The organism is Rhodococcoides corynebacterioides (assembly GCF_019834675.1).
GTDB lineage: Bacteria > Actinomycetota > Actinomycetes > Mycobacteriales > Mycobacteriaceae > Rhodococcoides > Rhodococcoides corynebacterioides_A.
The window spans coordinates 41,909-60,659 of sequence record NZ_JABUBU010000003.1; the positions used below are offsets into that span (position 1 = coordinate 41,909).

Consider the following 18,751-nt stretch of genomic DNA (forward strand, 5'->3'; position numbering starts at 1 on the left):
CCGCGATGCCGCCGTCGTCGGTACCCACCTCTACGATCGGTCGGGTGACCGACATCGACCGCCTCCGCACGCTCGCCGACCTCCACGGCGTCGCGACGTCGTACGAAGGGTGGGACAAGACCCGTCGCGACGTCGCCGAATCCACCCTCCGCGCGGTTCTCGGCGCGCTCGACGTCGACGCGAGCACCGACTCCGCGGCCGACGCCGCCATCGCCGCGCACGACGAGGCGCCGTGGCGACGCACGCTGCCCCCGTCCGTCGTCACCGTGGCGGGCGCGGACCGGGACGTGCCCGTGCACGTCCCGCACGGCGCGTCGGTGACGCTGTCGATCGAGACCGAGAGCGGCGGCCGCCGCGAGACGCAGCAGCGCGACGTGTGGGTCGATCCCCGGGAGATCGACGGCGCCCTCGTCGGCCGGGCGACGTTCGCCCTGCCCACCGACCTGGAACCCGGGTGGCACACGCTCGTCGCGGAGGTCGACGGTGCCGACGCGCCGTCGTCGTGCACCCTCGTGGTGACCCCGCCGGTGCTCTCGACCACCGCGGGCCTGGCCGACCGTCAGCGGTGGGGCGTTCTGGCTCAGCTCTACTCCGTGCGGTCCCCGCAGTCCTGGGGCGTGGGCGATTTCGCGGACCTGGCCGACATGGCGTCGATCCTCGGCGAGGACCACGGCGCGGACTACGTACTGGTCAACCCCCTCCACGCCGCGGCGCCGCGCCCGCCGATCGAGGCCTCGCCCTACCTGCCCACCACCCGACGGTTCGTCAACCCGCTCTACATCCGGGTCGAGAACATCCGGGAGACGGCGATGCTCCCGCGCGACAAGTACGCGCGCATTCGTGACGCCGCCCGGCGCCTGCACCGCGCGAACACGCGGACCGACACGATCGACCGGGACAAGTCCTTCCGCGCGAAGCTGCGCGCCCTCGAGGCCGTGTTCCTGGTGCCGCGCAGTCCGGCCCGTGAGGCGGCGTTCGCCGCGTTCCGCCGCGAGGAGGGCGAGGGGCTCTACAACTTCGCCACCTGGTGCGCGCTGACGGAGAAGTTGTCGCCGTCCGACGAGCGGTGGCGGACCAAGGCCGCCGGCCCCCGCACGCCGTGGGTCGAGCGGCAGCAGGTGAAGCTGGCGCACCGCATCGACTTCCACTGCTGGCTGCAGTGGATCTGCGACGAGCAGCTGGCCGACGCGCAGGCGGCCGCACACACCGCCGGCATGGACATCGGGGTCGTGCACGACCTCGCCGTCGGCGTCGCGCAGGGCGGCGCCGACGCCTGGTCGCTGGGCTCCGCGCTGGCGGAGGGAGTCACGGTCGGAGCCCCGCCCGACGACTTCAACCAGCAGGGGCAGCAGTGGAATCAGCCGCCGTGGCGTCCCGACCGCCTGGCCGAGCTGGGCTACGCGCCCTACCGCGACATGCTGCGCACCGTCCTCAAGCACGCCGGCGGACTGCGGGTCGATCACATCCTGGGGTTGTTCCGACTCTGGTGGATCCCCACCGACGCGGCGTCGCCGGCGGAGGGCACGTACGTCACCTACGACCACGAGGCGCTGATCGGCATCCTCGTCCTCGAGGCCGACCGGGCGGGCGCCGTGGTGGTCGGCGAGGACCTCGGCGTGTTCGAGCCCGTGGTGCAGGAGTACCTGGCGTCGAGAGGCGTTCTGGGAACGTCGATTCTGTGGTTCGAGCGGGACGAGGACGGTCCGATCGACCCGGCCGACTACCGCGAACTCTGCCTCACCTCGGTCACCACCCACGATCTCCCGCCCACCGCCGGATACCTGGCGGGCGAGCACATCGACCTGCGGGCACGCCTGGGACTGCTCGAACGCGACGTCGACTCCGAACGCGAGCAGGACGAGGCGCAGCGGGAGTCGGTGCTGGACCTCGCCCGTCGGCACGGACTGCTCGCCGACGACGCGTCGCCCGACGACACCGTCGCCGCGCTGCACCGCCTGATCCAGCGCAGCCCGTCGCGCCTGCTGGGCGTCGCGTTGGTGGACATGGTCGGCGAACACCGCATCCAGAATCAGCCGGGGACGGACGAGACGCAGTACCAGAACTGGCGGATTCCGTTGGCGGACAGCGCCGGCCGAGCGGTATCCGTGGAGGACCTGCGCCGTGTGCCGTCGCTGATCGAGGACTGAGCACGGCGCGGGTGCGGCGCTGCGCCGCACCCGGCCGGGGTCACAGGGCGCCGACGAGGTCCTCGCGGGAGCGCGGGGCGTCGGACTTCAGCATCTCCTTGGCCTCGTCGAGGCCTTCCCAGACGTTCCACATCAGCACCCCACGCAGCACCGAGTTCTCGTCCAGGTAGTAGACGACGCCTTCCTTGCCCGGCGTCTTCCAGTCCTCGACGGTGGTCAGCTCGGTGCTCATCGTCCCGACGGCCTGGTAGCCGTTGTCGTAGACGTCCGAGTAGAAGTACGGCGTGTACGTGTAGGGGTCGGTCGAGCCCGCCATGATGCGGCCCGCGGTCTTCCCCATCTCGTTGGCGTTGTCGACGTGCTCGATGCGGCGACGGCCGAGGATCGCGTCCGGGTAGTTGGCGACGTCGCCGGCCGCGTAGACGTCGGGATCCGCGGTCCGGAGGTGCTCGTCGACGACGATGCCGTTGTCGACCTCGAGACCGGCCTGCTCGGCGAGGTCGACGTTGGGCTTCACACCGAGACCGAAGACGACGGCGTCCGCGTCCAGCGTCGACCCGTCGTCGAGCGTCAGGGAGACCGACGAGCCCGACTGCTGTCCGGAGGACACCTTCACGCCCATGCGGATCGTGACGTCGTGGTCGACGAAGGTCCGGTGGAACTCGCGCGCGAGGGTCTCGGGGAACATGTGGCCGCCGACGACGTCGTCGCTGGTGACGAGGGTGACGGTGACGCCGTTCTGGGACAGCGCGGCCGCGATCTCGGTGCCGATGTAGCCCCCGCCGACGACGGCGACGTGCGTGCCCTCGGACGCGAGCGCCCGCAACCGGCGGTAGTCGGCGAAGGTGCGGAAATAGACGACGCGCTCCGACGGCGGCAGGTCGAGCTGCGTCGGCGAGGCACCGGTGGCGAGCAGGAGCGACCGGTAGGTGTGGGTGTCGCCCGCGTCGGTGGTGATCGTGTGCGCCTCACGGTCGAGGCCGGTCACCGTGGTGCCCGTGACCACCGTGGCGCCCGTCTCCTCGGTACCGAGGGGCACCTTGTCGGTGGTGAACTCCTCGTCGGTCCACAGCTTCTTGCTCAGCGCGGGACGGGTGTACGGCGCGTCGACGTCGTTGCCGACGACGAGGATCGAGCCCGTCGGGTCCTGCTCGCGAATCCCCTTCGCGGCATTGTCGGCGACCATGCCGCCCCCGACGATGATGTAGTCGTACTCGGACACCGCGAACCCCGTTCTGTCGTCTACCTGCGAACGCCGAGGGCGGAGTCGTCAGACCACCGCGCCCGGCCGTGACGGTCGAATAGCCGCACGCGTTCCTTCTTCAAACCCCCGGCCCTCCGAACCCCCGTCTCGCGACGTGACCGTGTCGGTGGCCTGTGGTGCGATGAGTTTCGAGGGCGGCGGCGGTCCATTCGGAGGTCGGCTCGGATTCGAGGATCGTCGAGCAGGGTCGAGCAGAGCAGGGACGCCGGGTCCCACCGGTACCGAGAAGGGGAGTCATGGGTACACGCGGAGAGGCCGAGACGGCCATCAGAGCCACGGGCCTGGTCAAACACTACAAGGACGTTCACGCCCTCGACGGGCTGGATCTCGAGGTCCAGCAGGGCACCGTCATGGCCCTGCTCGGGCCCAACGGGGCGGGCAAGACCACCACCATCCGCGTGCTGACCACTCTCCTGCGGGCGGACAGCGGCGCGGCCACCGTCGCCGGGCTCGACGTGGTGAAGGACGCGGCCGAGCTGCGCTCGCGCATCGGGGTGTCGGGGCAGTACTCGGCGGTGGACGAGTACCTCACCGGGTTCGAGAACCTCGACATGGTCGGTCGGCTGTATCACCTGGGCGCCAAGCGCAGCCGAGCGCGGGCACGGGAGCTGCTCGAGCGGTTCGACCTGGTCGACGCCGGGGATCGGCCCGTCAAGGGCTATTCCGGCGGCATGCGTCGGCGGCTCGATCTGGCGGGCGCGCTGGTCGCGGATCCGCCCGTCCTCTTCCTCGACGAGCCGACCACCGGACTCGACCCGCGGGCTCGCATCGATCTGTGGGCGGTCATCGACGAGCTCGTGGCGGCCGGCACCACCCTGCTGCTCACCACGCAGTACCTCGAGGAGGCGGACCGACTCGCGGATCGCATCGCGGTGATCGACCGCGGCGTGGTGATCGAGCGGGGTACGGCGGACGATCTCAAGTCCCGCGTGGGTGGCTCGCGCATCGACCTGACCCTCGCGACGGCGGAGGACCTGAGCGCAGCGGTGGAGATCCTCGGCCGACCGGCCGGTGAGGTCACGGCCGACGAGTCGTCGCGGCGACTCACGCTGCCCGCGTCCGACGGGGCCATCACCCTGTCCGACGCGTTGCTCGCCCTGCGGGAGCGAGGAATCGTGCCCACCGACGCCTCGCTGGCCAAGCCCAGCCTCGACGACGTGTTCCTCACGCTGACCGGTCGCGCCACGGCCGACAGCGCCGATGCCACCCCTGCCACCGACGCCACCCCTGCCACCGACGCCGGCGCGTCCGCCTCGACAGGATCCACCCGATGACCACTCCCCTGCTCGCCCTGTCCGACGGCGCCACCATCGCCCGCCGCAATCTCATCAAGCTGAAGCGCGTACCGGACCTGATCGTGTTCACGCTGCTCTCGCCGATCATGTTCGTGCTGGTGTTCGCCTACATCTTCGGTTCGGCCATCGACGTCCCCGGAACGTCGTACCGCGAGTTCCTCATCGCGGGCATCTTCGTCCAGACCGTGATCTTCGGGTCGACGTGGACCGGCCTCGGGCTGGCCGAGGACATGCAGAAGGGCATCATCGATCGGTTCCGCACCCTGCCGATGGCGCCGTCCGCCGTGCTGGTCGGACGGACCAGCAGTGACATCGTGATCAACGTGATCTCGCTGGTGGTCATGTCGCTGACCGGGCTGGTGGTCGGCTGGCGGATTCGCTCGTCGTTCCTCGAGGCCCTCGCCGGGTTCGCGTTGCTGCTGCTCTTCGCCTACGCGCTGTCGTGGGTCATGGCGGTCATCGGGCTGTGGATCCGGACACCGGAGGTGTTCAACAACGCCACCTTCATCGTCATCTTCCCGTTGACGTTCATCGCGAACACCTTCGTTCAGAGCTCGGACCTGCCGGGTCCCCTCCAGACGGTGGCCGAGTGGAACCCCATCTCCGCGATCACCCAGGCGTGCCGCGAACTGTTCGGCAACACCAGCGCGCAGGTACCGGTTCCGGAGGCGTGGCCGCTGCAACACCCCGTCCTCGCCACCCTGGGGTGGTCCCTGTTGATCCTGGTGGTGTTCGTGCCGCTCGCCATCCGTCGTTACGCCAAGGCGGTCAGCCGCTGACCCTGCCCGGGGTCGTTCACAATCGCGTCTCACGAATGTCGTGTAAACACTGAGGGCTGTGACGGCCATCGAGAACGCGTCGACCTCTGCTGCCGCATCGGCACCCGCCCGTGCCGGTGCGGCAGCCCGTGCGCGGGCGTCGGGGTCCACCGCAGCGCGAGTGGGACGCTCGCGGTTCGGGCGTGCCGAGGTCCTGCTCCCGGCCGTGGCGTTCCTTCTGCTGGCGCCGCTCTACGCCGCCCTATCGGTGACGGGCCACTACCAGGGCCGCACGTCCGGGTTCGACCTCGGCATCTTCGTCCAGCAGATCTCGTCCTACGCGGACGGGCGTGCCCCCACCTCGGATCTGCTCGGTACCGGCTGGAACACGCTCGGTGACCACTTCTCGCCGATCACGGTGCTCCTCGCCCCGCTGTACGCGGTGGCTCCCGCTCCGGACACGCTGCTGGTGGCGCAGGCCGTGCTGTTCGCCGTCGGTGTCGTCCCGCTGACCCGATGGGCGCATCGCACGCTCGGCGTCGTTCCCGCGGTGGTGGTCGCCGTGGGGTACGGACTGTCGTGGGGACTGCAGTCCGCCCTGAACTTCGACTTCCACGAGATCGCGTTCGCCGTCCCCCTCCTCGCGTTCGCGATGTCCGCCCTGGGCCAGGGGCACTGGCGCAGCGCAGCCCTGTGGACGCTGCCCCTGGTCTGGGTGAAGGAGGACATGGGCCTCACGGTCGTCGTCATCGGAGCGCTGATCGCCGTGTGGACCGGCGGGCGCGACCGGCTGATCGGCGTGCTGACCGCGGCGTGGGGCGTCCTGTGGACCGTGCTCGCGGTGGCGGTGATCGTGCCGGCGCTCAGCCCGGACGACGCCTACGGACAGGGATCCAAGCTGCCGCCGCTCTCGGAAGGCATCGCCGACACCACCCACGGTCTGGTCAGCGGCGACCCCCGCGCCGCGACCATCCTGCTGCTGCTCGCGATCACCGGCTTCGCCGCCCTGCGGTCCCCACTCACGCTCGTCGCGGTCCCCACGGTCGCGTGGCGCTTCCTCAGCGACAACACCAACTTCTGGAAGCCGATCTTCCACTACAACGCGGTGCTCATGCCGATCCTCTTCGCCGCCCTGATCGACGCGCTGGTCCGCGGTCGGACGCGGCGCGAGCTGTCGCCGCGCGCGGAACGCATCGTGCTCAGTGCGGTCGCGGCGGTCACTCTCATCGCGCTGCCGTTCCAACCGTTGGCGCGGCTCGCCTCCGCGGACGGATGGCGGATGGACCCGCGCATCGACACGGTGCGCGACGTGAGCGCGGACATCCCCCGTGACGCGCGCGTCGCTGCGTCGAACGATCTGGTTCCGCACCTCGTCGCCACCCACCCGACGACGGTCTTCCCGCAGCGGCCGTCGGACTCCACGACCCCGGAGTGGATTCTCGTCGATGAGGCGAATCCGCCCGGGTGGCCGCAGAATGCGGAGGGTGACCGGAAGGCCGTGAGCGAGGCCCTCGCCGACGGCTACCGCGTGGTCGACGACGTCAACGGCATCCTGGTCCTGCGGCGCTGACCTCGCTGCGGGGCCGGCAGGTGGCCTCGGCGCCGAAACGGGGTATCAGGCGCGTATGGCAACGACGACGTCCTCCCTGTTGACCCGTGCACCGCGCGTGCTCGGCGCCCTCACCGTGGCGTACAGCGCCGTGGTCCTCGCGTCCCCGCGCACCCTGGCCGTCCCGGCCGGTCTCACCTCCGACTCCGGGTTCGTCTCCCCGTCCGTCGCCACGGCGGTCCGGGGCATCGCGCTGCGGGACATCGCAAGCGGCGCGGCGATGGTGGTCGCACGGCGGGGCGGTCCGTTGCGCACCGCGATCGGCGTTCGGGTCGCCTCGGACGTCGGCGACGCGGCGTTGTTCGCGCTCGCCGCTCCCGACGCGACGACGCGGGCCAAGGCCGTCGGCGTCGCTCTCGGCTGGGGTGCGCTGTGCGCGGCGTCGTCACGCGTCGCGGGCTGACACCGGCCGCGCTGTTCGGATTCGCGCCCGGCGCGGCGGTCAGCGGGGCGACGGGTTGATCCACCCCGTGTCGCCGGGACGGCCGCTGTCCCCGGTGTCCGGGGGTGCCGGATTGGCCCACGACGACGTCTCCGACGCGTCGCCCCCGTGACGACCGCTGTGACGATCGGCGTGACCGTTGCCGGCGGAGCGGTCGGGCCCGTCGGGGCCGTCGAGATCGCGACCGTCGTGAGTGTCGTCGGGCGTTCCGGGATCGGACCGGTCGGGATCGGGCCCTCCGGTGTCGGGATCGGGGCCGGGCGCACCGCCGCCGTGCGGTCCGGTCCCGCCGCTCGGCGCCGTCGGCGCCGACTGGACCTGCGGAGTGGCCGGCAGCGGTGCCGGGCCGGGCGCCGGAGCGCGCTGCGGTTCGGGGGCGGGTGCGTCGCCGGGCGCGCCGGGCACGCCGGGCCCGGCCGACGCGGCAGGATCCGGGGACTCCGTGGGTGGAGCGGGCGCCGGCAGCTCGGGGGGCGCCGGCAGCTCGGTGCCGGTCGACCAGGACTGCTCGGCCGCCGGGTCGACGGGCGTATCGACGGCCGGGGGTGCAGGCGCCTCGGTGACGGCCGGGTCGGGCACCGGCGCTGCGGGCGGTGGCGGCGGGGTCAGGCCCGGCACGGCGAACGGCAGAGTCGGGAGAGGTGGCAGCGGCAGAACCCACGGCGCGGGCGCCCCCGGGTCCGCTTCCGCGTCGGCCGCGACGGCGTCGGCGAGTGCGTCCCGCTCCACCCGCGCCTCGTCCTCGCGCCGCTCCTCCTCGGCGCGATCGTCCGCGGCTCGGTCTCGTGCGATGTCCTCGCTGACCCGTTCCTGGAAGGTCATGTGCGAGCGCCGCTCGTCGTCCGCCTTCTGCTCCGACAGCGACATCGCGTCGCGGTCGGCCGTGGACGGATCCTCCTCGTCGGAGGACGACGGGGCGGCCACGGCCGAGCTCGGTGCCGCGACCGCCGTGGCCAGCACGCCGCCGGTCACCAGTCCGGCGGCGGCGAGCACCGGCATCACGCCTCGGGTCAGTCGCGGCCATCGGGCTCCGCGCAGCGACGTCATGGTCATCTTCCTGTCTCCCCGGTGGTGTCGGTGGTCGCGGAACACGGTGCGCTGCACTCGATCTTGCGGACGATCGTGTACCCGTCGGCGCCGCGGCGGACGGTGAACTGCTGGTCGTAGTCGAACCGTCGACCGTCCGGCGTGGTGAGGGTGAGCAGGGCGTCGTAGACGTCCGGCGTCACGGTCGGGCGCAGGTCGAGCCGGTGGGTGGTGCCGCGTTCCACGGCGTCGATGGACGCCTCGAGGTCGGCGACCATGCTCGCCCGGTCGACCCCCGCGGGCAGCTCCCACAACGCCGCGGCGGCCGCGGCGTCCCGGTCGCGGTAGTAGAGGTCGTCGAAGCGGGCGATGACTCCCGGACCGTCGAGCGACTCGACACCCGACGTCGCGCTCGCCGCATCCGTCCGGGCCGAGACGGGCGGCCCGTCCCCGCGTGCCGTGGATACCGCGACGGCGGCACCGAGGCCCACCACCAGGGCGACGATGGCCGCCGCGGCCGTGACCCCGACCGGTCGGCGCCGATGCTCGTCGCGGCCGACCCGTCGCCGGTCGCCGGTCGACCGCGCCCGCAGGGTGGCCGTGGTGTCCTCGAAGGACGTGGCGGGGTCCACCGGCGCGTCGGTCCCGGCAGTCGGTCGCGGTCGCAGTATCACGGACGCGGCGCGGGACCACTCGGCGGCGACGTCGTCCGAGCGCTCGGCGGTGTCGTCGGCCGAGCGCTCGGCGGTGTCGTCAGTCGTGGCACCACGGCCGACGTCGAGGACGGTGCCGATGCCGGCTTCGCCGAGACGGCGACGCACGTCGGTGGAGCGGTCGGCCGACCCCGTGGGCCGGATCACCGTGATCCGCCGGGCGGCGACGACGGCCGTCAGCGCGATCGCACGGGACACCGCGTCCTCGTCGAGGACCGGAACCACCACCGCATCCGCGTCGTCCGCGAGGACACCGAACCACGGCTCGTCCGGGCACGCCCGGACGACCACGGTCTGGCGAATCGCGGACAGCGTCGCGGCCGCCGCCGCGACGTCGGCGCTGGTGAGCGGGCGCGCCGCCCGCCCCGCCACCACCTCGTCGACACCCGAGCGTCGGGGGCGGAGGACCTCGCGCGAGGGCGCGACCACAGCGGAGCCGTCCGGAGCCACCACGGCGAAGCCATCCGAACCCAGCGCGAGAGTGGCAGACACGTCGTCGGCGGGATGCCAGAGAACGACACTGCCCGGCCGGTGCCGCGCGATCGCGTCCGCGAGGCCGACCGCGACGCGGCACGCCGCGTCGGGGTCGGCGACGCTGCGCGCCGCGTCGGAGGCGTGGGCGCGGCACGCCGCGTCGGGGGCGTGGCCCGGGTCGACGATCACCACGCGCTGACGCAGTGGCAGCGGTCCTGCGAGCACGCGCTCGACGCCGCGGTCGGCGCGATCGCCGCGGGCACTGCGCGTCGAGGCGCCGTCACCGCGCCCGCTGCGACCCGCGGAACCGAGCCCCGCGACCACCGACGACCTCATCAACCGCCCCCCGCCGCCGTTCGCGGCATCAGTGCAGTCCCCCCGACTGCGAACGCCGGTGAATATAGCGCACACGCACGACACCCGCCGGGCGTCGCGCGCGGCCCGCGGCCGCTAGGAGCCGTGCCCCACGGGAGTCCCCACCTCGCGGCGAAGCCCGCTGGCGCGCAGGACCCGACGCCCGACCCCGCTGCGGACGGCGTCCTCCGACCCGAGCACGCGAACCACCGTCTTCGCCCGGGTCACCGCCGTGTAGAGCAGTTCGCGGGTGAGCAACGACGACGTGTCGTCCGGAAGCACCACCGAGACGGTGTCGTACTGACTGCCCTGTGATCGGTGGATGGTCATGGCGTGCACGCTCACGACACCCGACAGGCGACTCGGGTGCACGGTGAGCGGGCTCTCGCCGCGGGCGAAGGCGGCCAGTACACCACCGGCCCCGTCGCTCACCACCACCCCGGTATCGCCGTTGTAGACCCGGTTGTCGTGGTCGTTCACGGTGACCAGCAACGGGCGTCCGACGTACCAGGACTCCTCGTCGAGGAACGATCCGCGGTCCGCTCCGATGCGCTCGGCCGCGCGAGCCGACCACTGTCGGACCCCGTGCGGGCCCTCGCGATGCGCGCACAGAATGCGGTGCTGCTCGAGGGCCGCCAATGCCCCGGCGGCGTCCCCTGCATCGGCGGCGGTGAAGACCGCCCGCGCCGTGGCCACCACGTCCCTATCGACGGCGTCCGTCGCCGCGTCGGGGTGGAACTCGATCCCCGGCGGCCCGGCGCGCAACAGGTCGATCGCGGCGTCGGCGTCCCCGTCGCGCACCGCCACGGCGAGGTCGGCGATGGCGCCACCGAAACGCCGGCCGCGACTGAGCCGCACGATGCCCGCGGCCAGCCGGTCGCGCTCGCGGGTGCCGAGCGCCCGTTCCGGTCCGTCCCCCGGGAAGTCGTCGGCGAGGTCCCGCCCGGCCAGGCGCGCCACCGCGTCCGGTATCGGACCGGTCACCGGCCGCGCCACCAGGTCGGCGAGCACGGCACCGGCGTCGACCGACGTGAGCTGGTCGGGGTCGCCCACCAGAATCAGGCGGGCATCGCTGCGCATCGCCGCGAGCAGTCGGCTCATCATCGTCGAGGACACCATCGACGTCTCGTCGACCACGACGACGTCGTAAGGCAGGCGGTTGTGCGCGTCGTGTCGGAACCGGCTGCGGCCCGGCCGCCACCCCAGCAGGCGGTGCACCGTCATGGCACCGGGGACGTTCTGCAACCCCAGTTCGTCGCTCTGGTCCTCGACCGATTCCCGCAGCCGCGCGGCGGCCTTACCGGTCGGTGCGGCGAGACCGATCCGGAGCCGGGGCCCGTGCATCGACTGCAGCAGCGCGAGGATGCGCGCCACGGTGTGCGTCTTGCCGGTGCCGGGACCGCCGGCGATCACCGTGGTCCACGCGGTGGCGGCCACGGCCGCGGCGAGTCGTTGCCGGTCGGGCGGCGCGCTGCCCGGGAAGTACCGGTCGAGCGCGGCGGACACCGCCTCGACGTCTACCTCGGGCGCACTGCGCGCCCGCTCGGCGAGAACGTCGCGGATGATGCGTTCCTGCAGGTAGTAGCGCTGAAGGTAGAGCAGGGGGCCGTCGGCGGTGTCGATCAGCAGGATGGGGCGCAGCGGTCCGGCCTCGCTCCCGAGCACCAGCGGACTGCGTCGAACGGCGTCCAGCACGGCGGCGTCGTCCGGCCAGGGCAGTGCGTCGAGGTCGACGTCCTCGTCCGCCGTGACGTCCCGCATTCGCGTCATGTCGAGACACACCGAGCCGGCGCGGACGGCCCGGACGGCGAGCGCCACCGCGAACAGGGCGACCTGGTCGTCCTCGCCGCCGAGCTTGCCCAGCCGGAGGGCGACGTGGACGTCCGCGGCCGTGAGCACCCCCGCCTCGTCGAAGGCGCGGAGCAGACCCTTGCCGCGTTGCGCGACCGACACCGGGTACCGATCGTGGTCGGTCATCCCACCCCTCCCGCCACGAGATCCGACAGGTCCGTCACCAGAGCGGGCGAGGGCTGCCAGGCGAACACGCCCCGACCCGGTGGGGTGCGGGGCCCGGCCATCCCCCGGACGAAGTGGTACTGCACTCCGCCCAGATGCACCTCGGGCCGGTATCCGGGCAGCCGCCAGCGCAGGAACCGATGCAGCGCCACCGAATACAGCAGCGCCTGGAGCGGATAGTGCGCCGCGATCATCTCTCCCGCCATGGCATCGGTGGTGAAGTGATCGACGGTGAGGTCGCCCGCCACGATGCGATTGGTCTTGTAGTCGACGACGACGAACCGCGGCTCGCCTCCGCCCTGTCCCCCACGCACCCGGATCACGGAATCGATACTGCCGGTGAGGTACCCGCGCAACTCGCGGTCGTCCAGGCGACGGAGTCGAGTCGAGTACGCGCCCAGGACGTCGTGGGTCGGCACGTGACGGTCCAGCAATTCGGCGATGTCGTGGACCGAGGCACAGCGGCGTCCCGCCCGGTCCCCGCCGGCGAGCGGAAGCTCGAAGTCGAGCTCCGACAGCCTGTCCGCGGGGGCGACGTCGGCCAGCGTCCCGAAGCCGAGCGGAGTCCGGAGCACCGCGCCGAGCGCGTGGGCGAGATGGGCCGGATCGAGGTCGGCCCCGTACCGCGTCACCGCGTCCCGACAGCGAGCGTCGAGCTCGGCATCGAGGTCGGGTGCGGCGGTGTCGACGAACTCGAGGACGTCGTGCACCAACGTGCCGAACGCCGCGCCCGCCGGCAATCCGTTCATCGGCGACGCCAGGGCGGCCTCGGCCGGGGCCACGCGCTCGCCGCCGGCGACGAGCACGCTCTCCGGCTCGTCGACGACGCCGGGAACCTCCGACTCGTCGACCGCGTCCTCGGCGTCCGCGCCGTGATCGTCGTGCGCGCCGGCGGTCAGTGCCGTGTACGAGGTGCGATGCCAGGCGTGATCGAGTCGGCGGTCGAACACCGCGGCAGCGAGGGGCGCGGGGCTACCCGCGGCGCCCCGTCGAGTCAGGCGTGCACCCGTCGGAGCGCCCACGGCCTCGACGGTCGTGCTGTCACCGGCCCGCGCGACGAGAGCCGACAGCGCGGCCTCGTCCGCCGGCAGCCGAATCGACCGCTCCGGAGCCGGCACCCCGTCGACCCGACCGAACAGCAGACGATGCAGCGGGCCGTTCTTGGTGGTGTACGAGGGCGCCCACCACACCACGACCTGGCTGCGGGCGCGGGTGAGCGCGACGTACAGAAGGCGGAGTTCCTCCCCCGCCGCCTCGTCGTCGTGCAGCACACGCCGCGCGGCGTATCCCCGGGCGGTGGGGCCGCCGACGTCGAGGATGCGGCGGCCGTCCTCGTGATACAGCAGGGTCGGCTGATCGAATCCCCCGCTCGCGGCCCACGCGAACGGCACGAAGACCACGGGGTACTCGAGGCCCTTCGCCGAGTGCACCGTGGCCACCTGCACCGCATCGGCGTCGCTGTCGAGGCGGCGACTGCGGTCCGACGCCGACCCGAGCGACGGGTCGGCCACCCGATCGGCCAACCACCGGCACAGCGACGCGACACCGTGTCCGGCTTCCTGGAACTCGCGGTCGAGCAGCTGAGCGACGTGGGTCAGATCGGTGGCGTCGCGCTCACCGCGATCGCGGGCCAGCAGGCGGGCCTGCAGGTCGGTCGCGCCCGTGAGCACCTCGACCATGGCCGCGAAGCCGACCCGCTCGACCACCCCGGCCAACTCACGGAAGCGGGCACTGAGCTCGGAAGTGGCGGCGTCCCCCGCCGCGTCGAGACGATCGGCCGTCCACCCCAGCAGCGGCGTCAGCGCCGCCCGGCGCACCACGTCGGCCCGGTGCGGTTGCTCCACGGCTTCGAGCACCCGGAGCCACTCCGCGGCCGCGGGCGTCGAGAACACGTCGGCCCCGCCCGTCAGCACGGACGGCACCGCCGCGTCGTCGAGCGCCGTGCGCACCAGTTCCGCCTGCACCTTCGTCCGTACCAGGACGGCCACGTCGCCCGGCCCCACGGGAGTGCCGTCGACCGCGGCGCCGCTGGTCAGCAGCGCGACGATCTGGTCCGCCACGTCCGTCGCGATGCGCTGCCGGATACGCGGCGCCGAGGGGAACCCCGACTTGTTGAGCGGCCCGCACCCGGTTCTCGGGAGCACCCGCAGACGCATCGGATCCGTCGTTCCCGCCGGTCCCGTCAGCCGACGGCTCCGGTGGGACGCCGACACACTCGTCACCACGATCTGGTCGGCACCGAGGGCGGCGCCCTCGTACAGGTGGGCGAGCGAGCGCACCACGGCCTCGTCGCTGCGCCGGTTCGTCGTCAACGCCAGGCGGTGGTCGGCCACCGCGACGGCGTCGAGGTAGCTGGTCACCTCCGCCCCGCGGAAGGCGTAGATGGCCTGCTTGGGGTCGCCCACCAGTACCAGGACTCCGCCGTGGCCGTGGAACGTACGCCGCAGGATCTCCCACTGCAGGGGGTCGGTGTCCTGGAACTCGTCGACCAACACCACGCGGAACCGGTCGCGGATGCGCCGGCACGCCGCCGCACCGTGGTCGGGATGGGTCAGGACGTCGTGCAGCAGACCGAGGAGGTCGTCGTAGTCGCGAATGCCGGCCAGTCGCTTGCGTCGCTCCGTCTCGACGCGGACGTCCCGCGCGAACGCCACACGGTCCCCCGCCTCGGTCCCCTCCGGAACGTCCGGACCGAGCACGGCACGCCGATCGGACACCGCCGCCCGACCGACGGTCCGCGCGTCCTGCGGCGTCACCGGCGGCTCGGAGGCGAGCCTGCTGTACCGCTGCAGATAGAGGTCGTCCACGACGTCGACGACGATGTCGTCCACGGATTCGACGAACGTCGACCCCGGCTCCGGCTCGCCGGCGATGCCGAGCCCGTCCAGCATGCGTTGGCAGAAGCTGTGGGTGGTCGCGATGGTGCCCGCGTCGAACTCGGACAACGCCCGCAGCAGTCGGCCCCGCCGCGCCGCGACGTCCGGGTCGGGCACCCCCGCGAGGTGGACCGTCAGCTCGTCGTCGGAGTCCCGCGCGGCCGCCGGATCACGCAGCGCGGCGGCGAGTTCGGTGAACCGCGCACGGGTGCGCTCGCGGAGTTCCCTCGTGGCCGCCTTGCTGAAGGTGACGAGGAGGATGTCGGCGATGTCGGCAATGCCCTCCGCGACGTACCGCGCCGCGAGTCCGACGATCGCGTAGGTCTTTCCCGTTCCCGCACTGGCCTCGAGCACCGTCGTGCCCCGGGGCAGGGGTCCGGTCAGGTCGAACGAACTCACGGCTGCTCCTGCACCGTCGGTCACGGCACCTCCAGGGTCTCGACGGCCAGCAGTGGGGCCCACAAGCGACGGGCCAGCACCCCGAACCGCGTGCTGTCGTCCGACCAGACGCGCTCGTCGTCCCGCGGGGTGTCGGCGGTGATGTCCGCGAAGGTCACCGCCGGCCCGTGGACCAGTCGCACGGCGGCGTCGGACCCGTCGCCGAAGCCACCGAACTCCCGCTCGGCCGCGGCCAGCGCCGCGTCCTCGCGCACCCCTCTGGTCACCCGGTCGGCATAGAGGCCGCCGGCCCTGGTGGTGAGCGGCAGCGGCTCGCGCAGGCCGCGGTCACGCAGGTCGACCAGGTTCCGGAGCACGTCCGCGGCGCTGTCCGGTGGCCGGAGGACCTGGCGAGTCGCTCGGTTCTCGGTGCGGCCGGTCGTGACGGCCGTCCACCCGGGCGACGGATCGTGGGCGGTGAGGACCACCAGGTACAGCCACGCCTCGAGGCGGTGCGCGGCGCTCAGCGTGGAGTAGCGGGCGCGCGCGACGGTGGTGCCGTGGATGCCGGGAACACTGCCCGTCAGCCGTCGCCCGTCGCCGAGATCGACCAGGACGTCCACGGTCTCCGGCGCCCCCACGTGCACCGGAGCCGCGGCGCGGAACAGCTCCCCCACCACGTACTCGATGCCCTGGAGTTCCCGGGCTCCCTGGTGGTGCGGCGGAAGCGACCCTCGTCGCCATTCCGCCGCACGGATGCGGCCGGCGTCGACGCCCGCCAGCATCTGCGCGAGCATGCGGTCCCCCAGCGCCCACTTGGCGAGCGGTGGCAGGCGGACCGACAAGGCGTCCTCGATCTCGTCCTCGGTGATGTCCGCCCGCACCTGGAGCCGCTGCCGGAGAAAGGCCCCGATCGGGTTGCGGACGAACGCGAGGAGCTCGGTGAGGTCGACGTCCTCGACCGGGGTCGGCGCCAACGCTCCACTCAGGAACGGCGGGGCGGGTGCGGACGGTCGCTGCAGGGCCCGCGCACCGTCGAGCGCGGCGGGATCGAAACTGCGCGGCGCCGCCGCCGCGAACGACGCGGGGTCGAACGGCTGCAGGGGGTGCCGGATCACCGGCGACCGCCCGGCCGTCGCCGTGACCGCGTCGATCACGTCGGCGAGCGGAATGGCGGGCGGCTCGACGACCCCCGTGATCGGGTTCGCTCCGGTGTGGAACAGCAGCAGTCGGTCGGTGGCCGCCATGACCGCGTCCAACAGCAACTGTCGGTCCTCGCTGCGCACGTCGCGTTCGCCGACGAGCGGATCGCGCGCGAGCACGTCGTCGCCGTCGACGTGGCCCGCGCGGGGGAAGACGTCGTCGTCCAGGCCGAGGAGCACCACCACACGGTGGGGTACGGACCGCATCGGCACCATGGTGCAGACGGTCAACTCACCGGTGCGGAAGTTCGATCGTGTCGGTCGCCCGGCCAGCCGGGCACCGAGCAGCGCCCGCACGTCCGCGGACCGGAGCGGAACCGTTCCCGCGCCGTCGAACGCGGCGGCCAGCTCGCGGCGAGCGTCCGCTCGGATCCACTCGTCGACCGGACGAACGTCGCACAGCAGGTCCGTGGTCAGCAGGAGGTGGTCGCGCCACTGGTCGGCGGGCCGCGCCCCACGCAGGCCGTGCAGCACCTTCGACACCCGGTCGACCAGTTCCGCGAACCGGCCGACCAACTCGATGTCCCCGCCGTCGACGTCGTCGACCGGCAGTGCGAGACCCAGCCACTCACCGGTCGACTCGTCGGCGGCGGCCCCCAGCAACAGCCGGTCGAGCGCGGCCGTGAAGGTGTTCTGCTCGAAATCGCGCAGGCCGAAGGCCGAGCGTTGCACGCTGTCGATGCCCCAGCGGGCGCCGGACTCCCGGACCCAGTCCCGCACACGTTCGAGATCGTCGTCGGTGAACCGGAACCGCGCCCGCACCGCCGACAACGCCGCGACGTCGAGCATCTGGCCGGCCGTGACCCGCGCGGTGCCCAGCTCGATCATGGTCGCGACCACCTCGAGGACCGGGTTGGTCCGTCGCAGCCCCCGATCGGCCAGCCGGACACGCAGCGAGTGTGCCGGATGCTCCGAGGCTCGCCCCGCGACCACCGCACCGCCGAACGCCGCCCGGACGAGCGGCGCGAACGACTCGACGTCGGGACACATGATCAGCACGTCCCGTGGCTCCAGCGTCGGATCGTCCTGGAACGCACGCAGCAACACGTCCCGCAGGACGTCGACCTGACGGGCCGGACCGTGACACGCGTGCACCTCGACGCTGCCGTCCGGGAGTGCGGCCCCCGCGGGGGTCGGCGCGCGATCGGCGACCAGGTCGCGCTGCAGCCGCCGCAACACGGTGTCGGCGCCCGCCTCGTCGACGCTCGGCAGGTAGTGGTCGCGATCGGCCAGAGGCGCGACGAGCGGACGCAGTTCCCGCACGTCACGGGCGAGGCCGACGAGCAACGGGTGACCGCCGGCCGCCGCGGCCGGTGCGTCCCGACGGCGTGACCCGGGCACGATCGACGACGCCGCGTCCCACAGTGCGGGCGACGGATGCGGGAGCCAGAGGTGAACCGTGCGATGCCCCGCGAGCGCGTGCAGGAGCTCGCGCTGGGTGGTGGTCAGGCGGGTCGGGCCGAAGACCGACAGTCGCTCGGGCAGCGTGACGAGCGACGGGTCTCGGCGCACCTGCTCGCAGACCGCCTGCAGTCGTTCCGCGGGATGCGCCCCGAGGTCCGACCGCACCCGGCGGAAGATCTCGGCCTGCCATCGCAGATCGTCGGGCAGCGCGCCGCCGGCGCCGTCGGTGTCCACGCCCGCCGCCCAGTCGCGCAGCATGGCGGGACGCTGCGCGGCGTAGGTCCGCAGCAGCCCCGCGACGTGCGCGGCCACCGACCACCGACGTCCGCGGCGGTGATCGTCGGGGTCGGCGGCGGCGCCGATGCTCGCGGCGAGGACCGCGCACCACGGCTCGGCGGTGCAGTCGTCGATCGCGCGCAGAACCGACCAGGTCGATCGGTCGGCGGACCAGGGATCCTCGGCGGGGTCGATCCCGCCGACGGTGGACACGACGTCGTCCACCAGCCGACTCGGCGAGGGGAACTCGATACCGGCGGCGACACCGTCGCCGGACCCCTCCGAGCCGACGCCCAGCACCCCGGAGAGGCGTTGGTGCAGCCAGCGTTCGACGCCCTTGGCCGGAACGGCGACGACCTCGGTGGTGAACGGATCCGCGAGCGGCGTGCGCAGCACCTGCGCGAGGGCGTCGGCCAGGGTGTCGGCCCGCTCGGCGCGGTGGATCTCGAGCACGCGGATCTCCCGTCGGACGTGTCGCGAGCGACCCGAGGGGGCCGCACCGACCGGCCCGTCTCGG

General features: G+C 72.8%; 11 protein-coding genes. 5 read left to right on the forward strand and 6 right to left on the reverse strand.

The window, feature by feature from the left end; all coding sequences use genetic code 11:
* Positions 1–5 precede the first annotated feature (5 nt).
* Positions 6–2,147 (forward strand): 4-alpha-glucanotransferase, encoded by a 2,142-nt coding sequence (malQ, locus tag HQ603_RS06715; RefSeq protein ID WP_261773486.1) that lies wholly within the window; start codon positions 6–8, stop codon positions 2,145–2,147.
* A 40-nt stretch (positions 2,148–2,187) separates the two neighbouring features.
* On the opposite strand, the gene HQ603_RS06720 is transcribed toward malQ, so the two are convergent.
* Positions 2,188–3,369 (reverse strand): NAD(P)/FAD-dependent oxidoreductase, encoded by a 1,182-nt coding sequence (locus HQ603_RS06720; protein ID WP_308126390.1) that lies wholly within the window; start codon positions 3,367–3,369, stop codon positions 2,188–2,190.
* A gap of 278 nt (positions 3,370–3,647) precedes the next feature.
* Between HQ603_RS06720 and HQ603_RS06725 the strand changes: the two genes are divergently transcribed.
* From HQ603_RS06725 to HQ603_RS06740, 4 genes are read left to right on the forward strand one after another with little or no spacing between them, the layout of a single operon-like run.
* Positions 3,648–4,685: an ATP-binding cassette domain-containing protein gene (locus tag HQ603_RS06725; RefSeq protein WP_222683784.1), complete on the forward strand. Its 1,038-nt coding sequence runs from the start codon at positions 3,648–3,650 to the stop codon at positions 4,683–4,685.
* On the forward strand, positions 4,682–5,485 hold the full coding sequence (locus HQ603_RS06730) for an ABC transporter permease (RefSeq protein WP_222683785.1): 804 nt from the start codon (positions 4,682–4,684) through the stop codon (positions 5,483–5,485). Before HQ603_RS06725 ends, HQ603_RS06730 begins: the two co-directional genes overlap by 4 nt.
* A gap of 58 nt (positions 5,486–5,543) precedes the next feature.
* Positions 5,544–7,034 carry a DUF2079 domain-containing protein gene (locus tag HQ603_RS06735; RefSeq protein WP_308126391.1) on the forward strand — a complete coding sequence of 497 codons (1,491 nt, stop codon included), beginning with the start codon at positions 5,544–5,546 and terminating at the stop codon, positions 7,032–7,034.
* 55 nt (positions 7,035–7,089) lie between these two features.
* Positions 7,090–7,476 (forward strand): hypothetical protein, encoded by a 387-nt coding sequence (locus HQ603_RS06740; RefSeq protein ID WP_261773487.1) that lies wholly within the window; start codon positions 7,090–7,092, stop codon positions 7,474–7,476.
* A 39-nt stretch (positions 7,477–7,515) separates the two neighbouring features.
* Here HQ603_RS06740 and HQ603_RS06745 read toward each other — a convergent pair whose 3' ends face one another.
* The 5 genes from HQ603_RS06745 to recC form a co-directional block, all read right to left on the reverse strand.
* Positions 7,516–8,568, reverse strand: coding sequence for a hypothetical protein (locus HQ603_RS06745; protein WP_222683786.1), 1,053 nt, complete (start codon positions 8,566–8,568; stop codon positions 7,516–7,518).
* Positions 8,565–10,052, reverse strand: a complete 1,488-nt coding sequence (locus tag HQ603_RS06750; RefSeq protein ID WP_222683787.1) for a hypothetical protein — start codon at positions 10,050–10,052, stop codon at positions 8,565–8,567. The genes HQ603_RS06745 and HQ603_RS06750 overlap by 4 nt, the downstream gene beginning before the upstream one ends.
* A 126-nt stretch (positions 10,053–10,178) precedes the next feature.
* Entirely contained in the window at positions 10,179–12,059 is a 1,881-nt protein-coding gene (gene recD, locus HQ603_RS06755) for an exodeoxyribonuclease V subunit alpha (RefSeq protein ID WP_222683788.1), read from the reverse strand.
* On the reverse strand, positions 12,056–15,373 hold the full coding sequence (locus HQ603_RS06760; RefSeq protein WP_308126392.1) for a UvrD-helicase domain-containing protein: 3,318 nt from the start codon (positions 15,371–15,373) through the stop codon (positions 12,056–12,058). Before HQ603_RS06760 ends, recD begins: the two co-directional genes overlap by 4 nt.
* A gap of 20 nt (positions 15,374–15,393) precedes the next feature.
* Positions 15,394–18,687, reverse strand: a complete 3,294-nt coding sequence (gene recC / locus HQ603_RS06765) for an exodeoxyribonuclease V subunit gamma (RefSeq protein WP_222683790.1) — start codon at positions 18,685–18,687, stop codon at positions 15,394–15,396.
* Positions 18,688–18,751 lie beyond the last annotated feature (64 nt).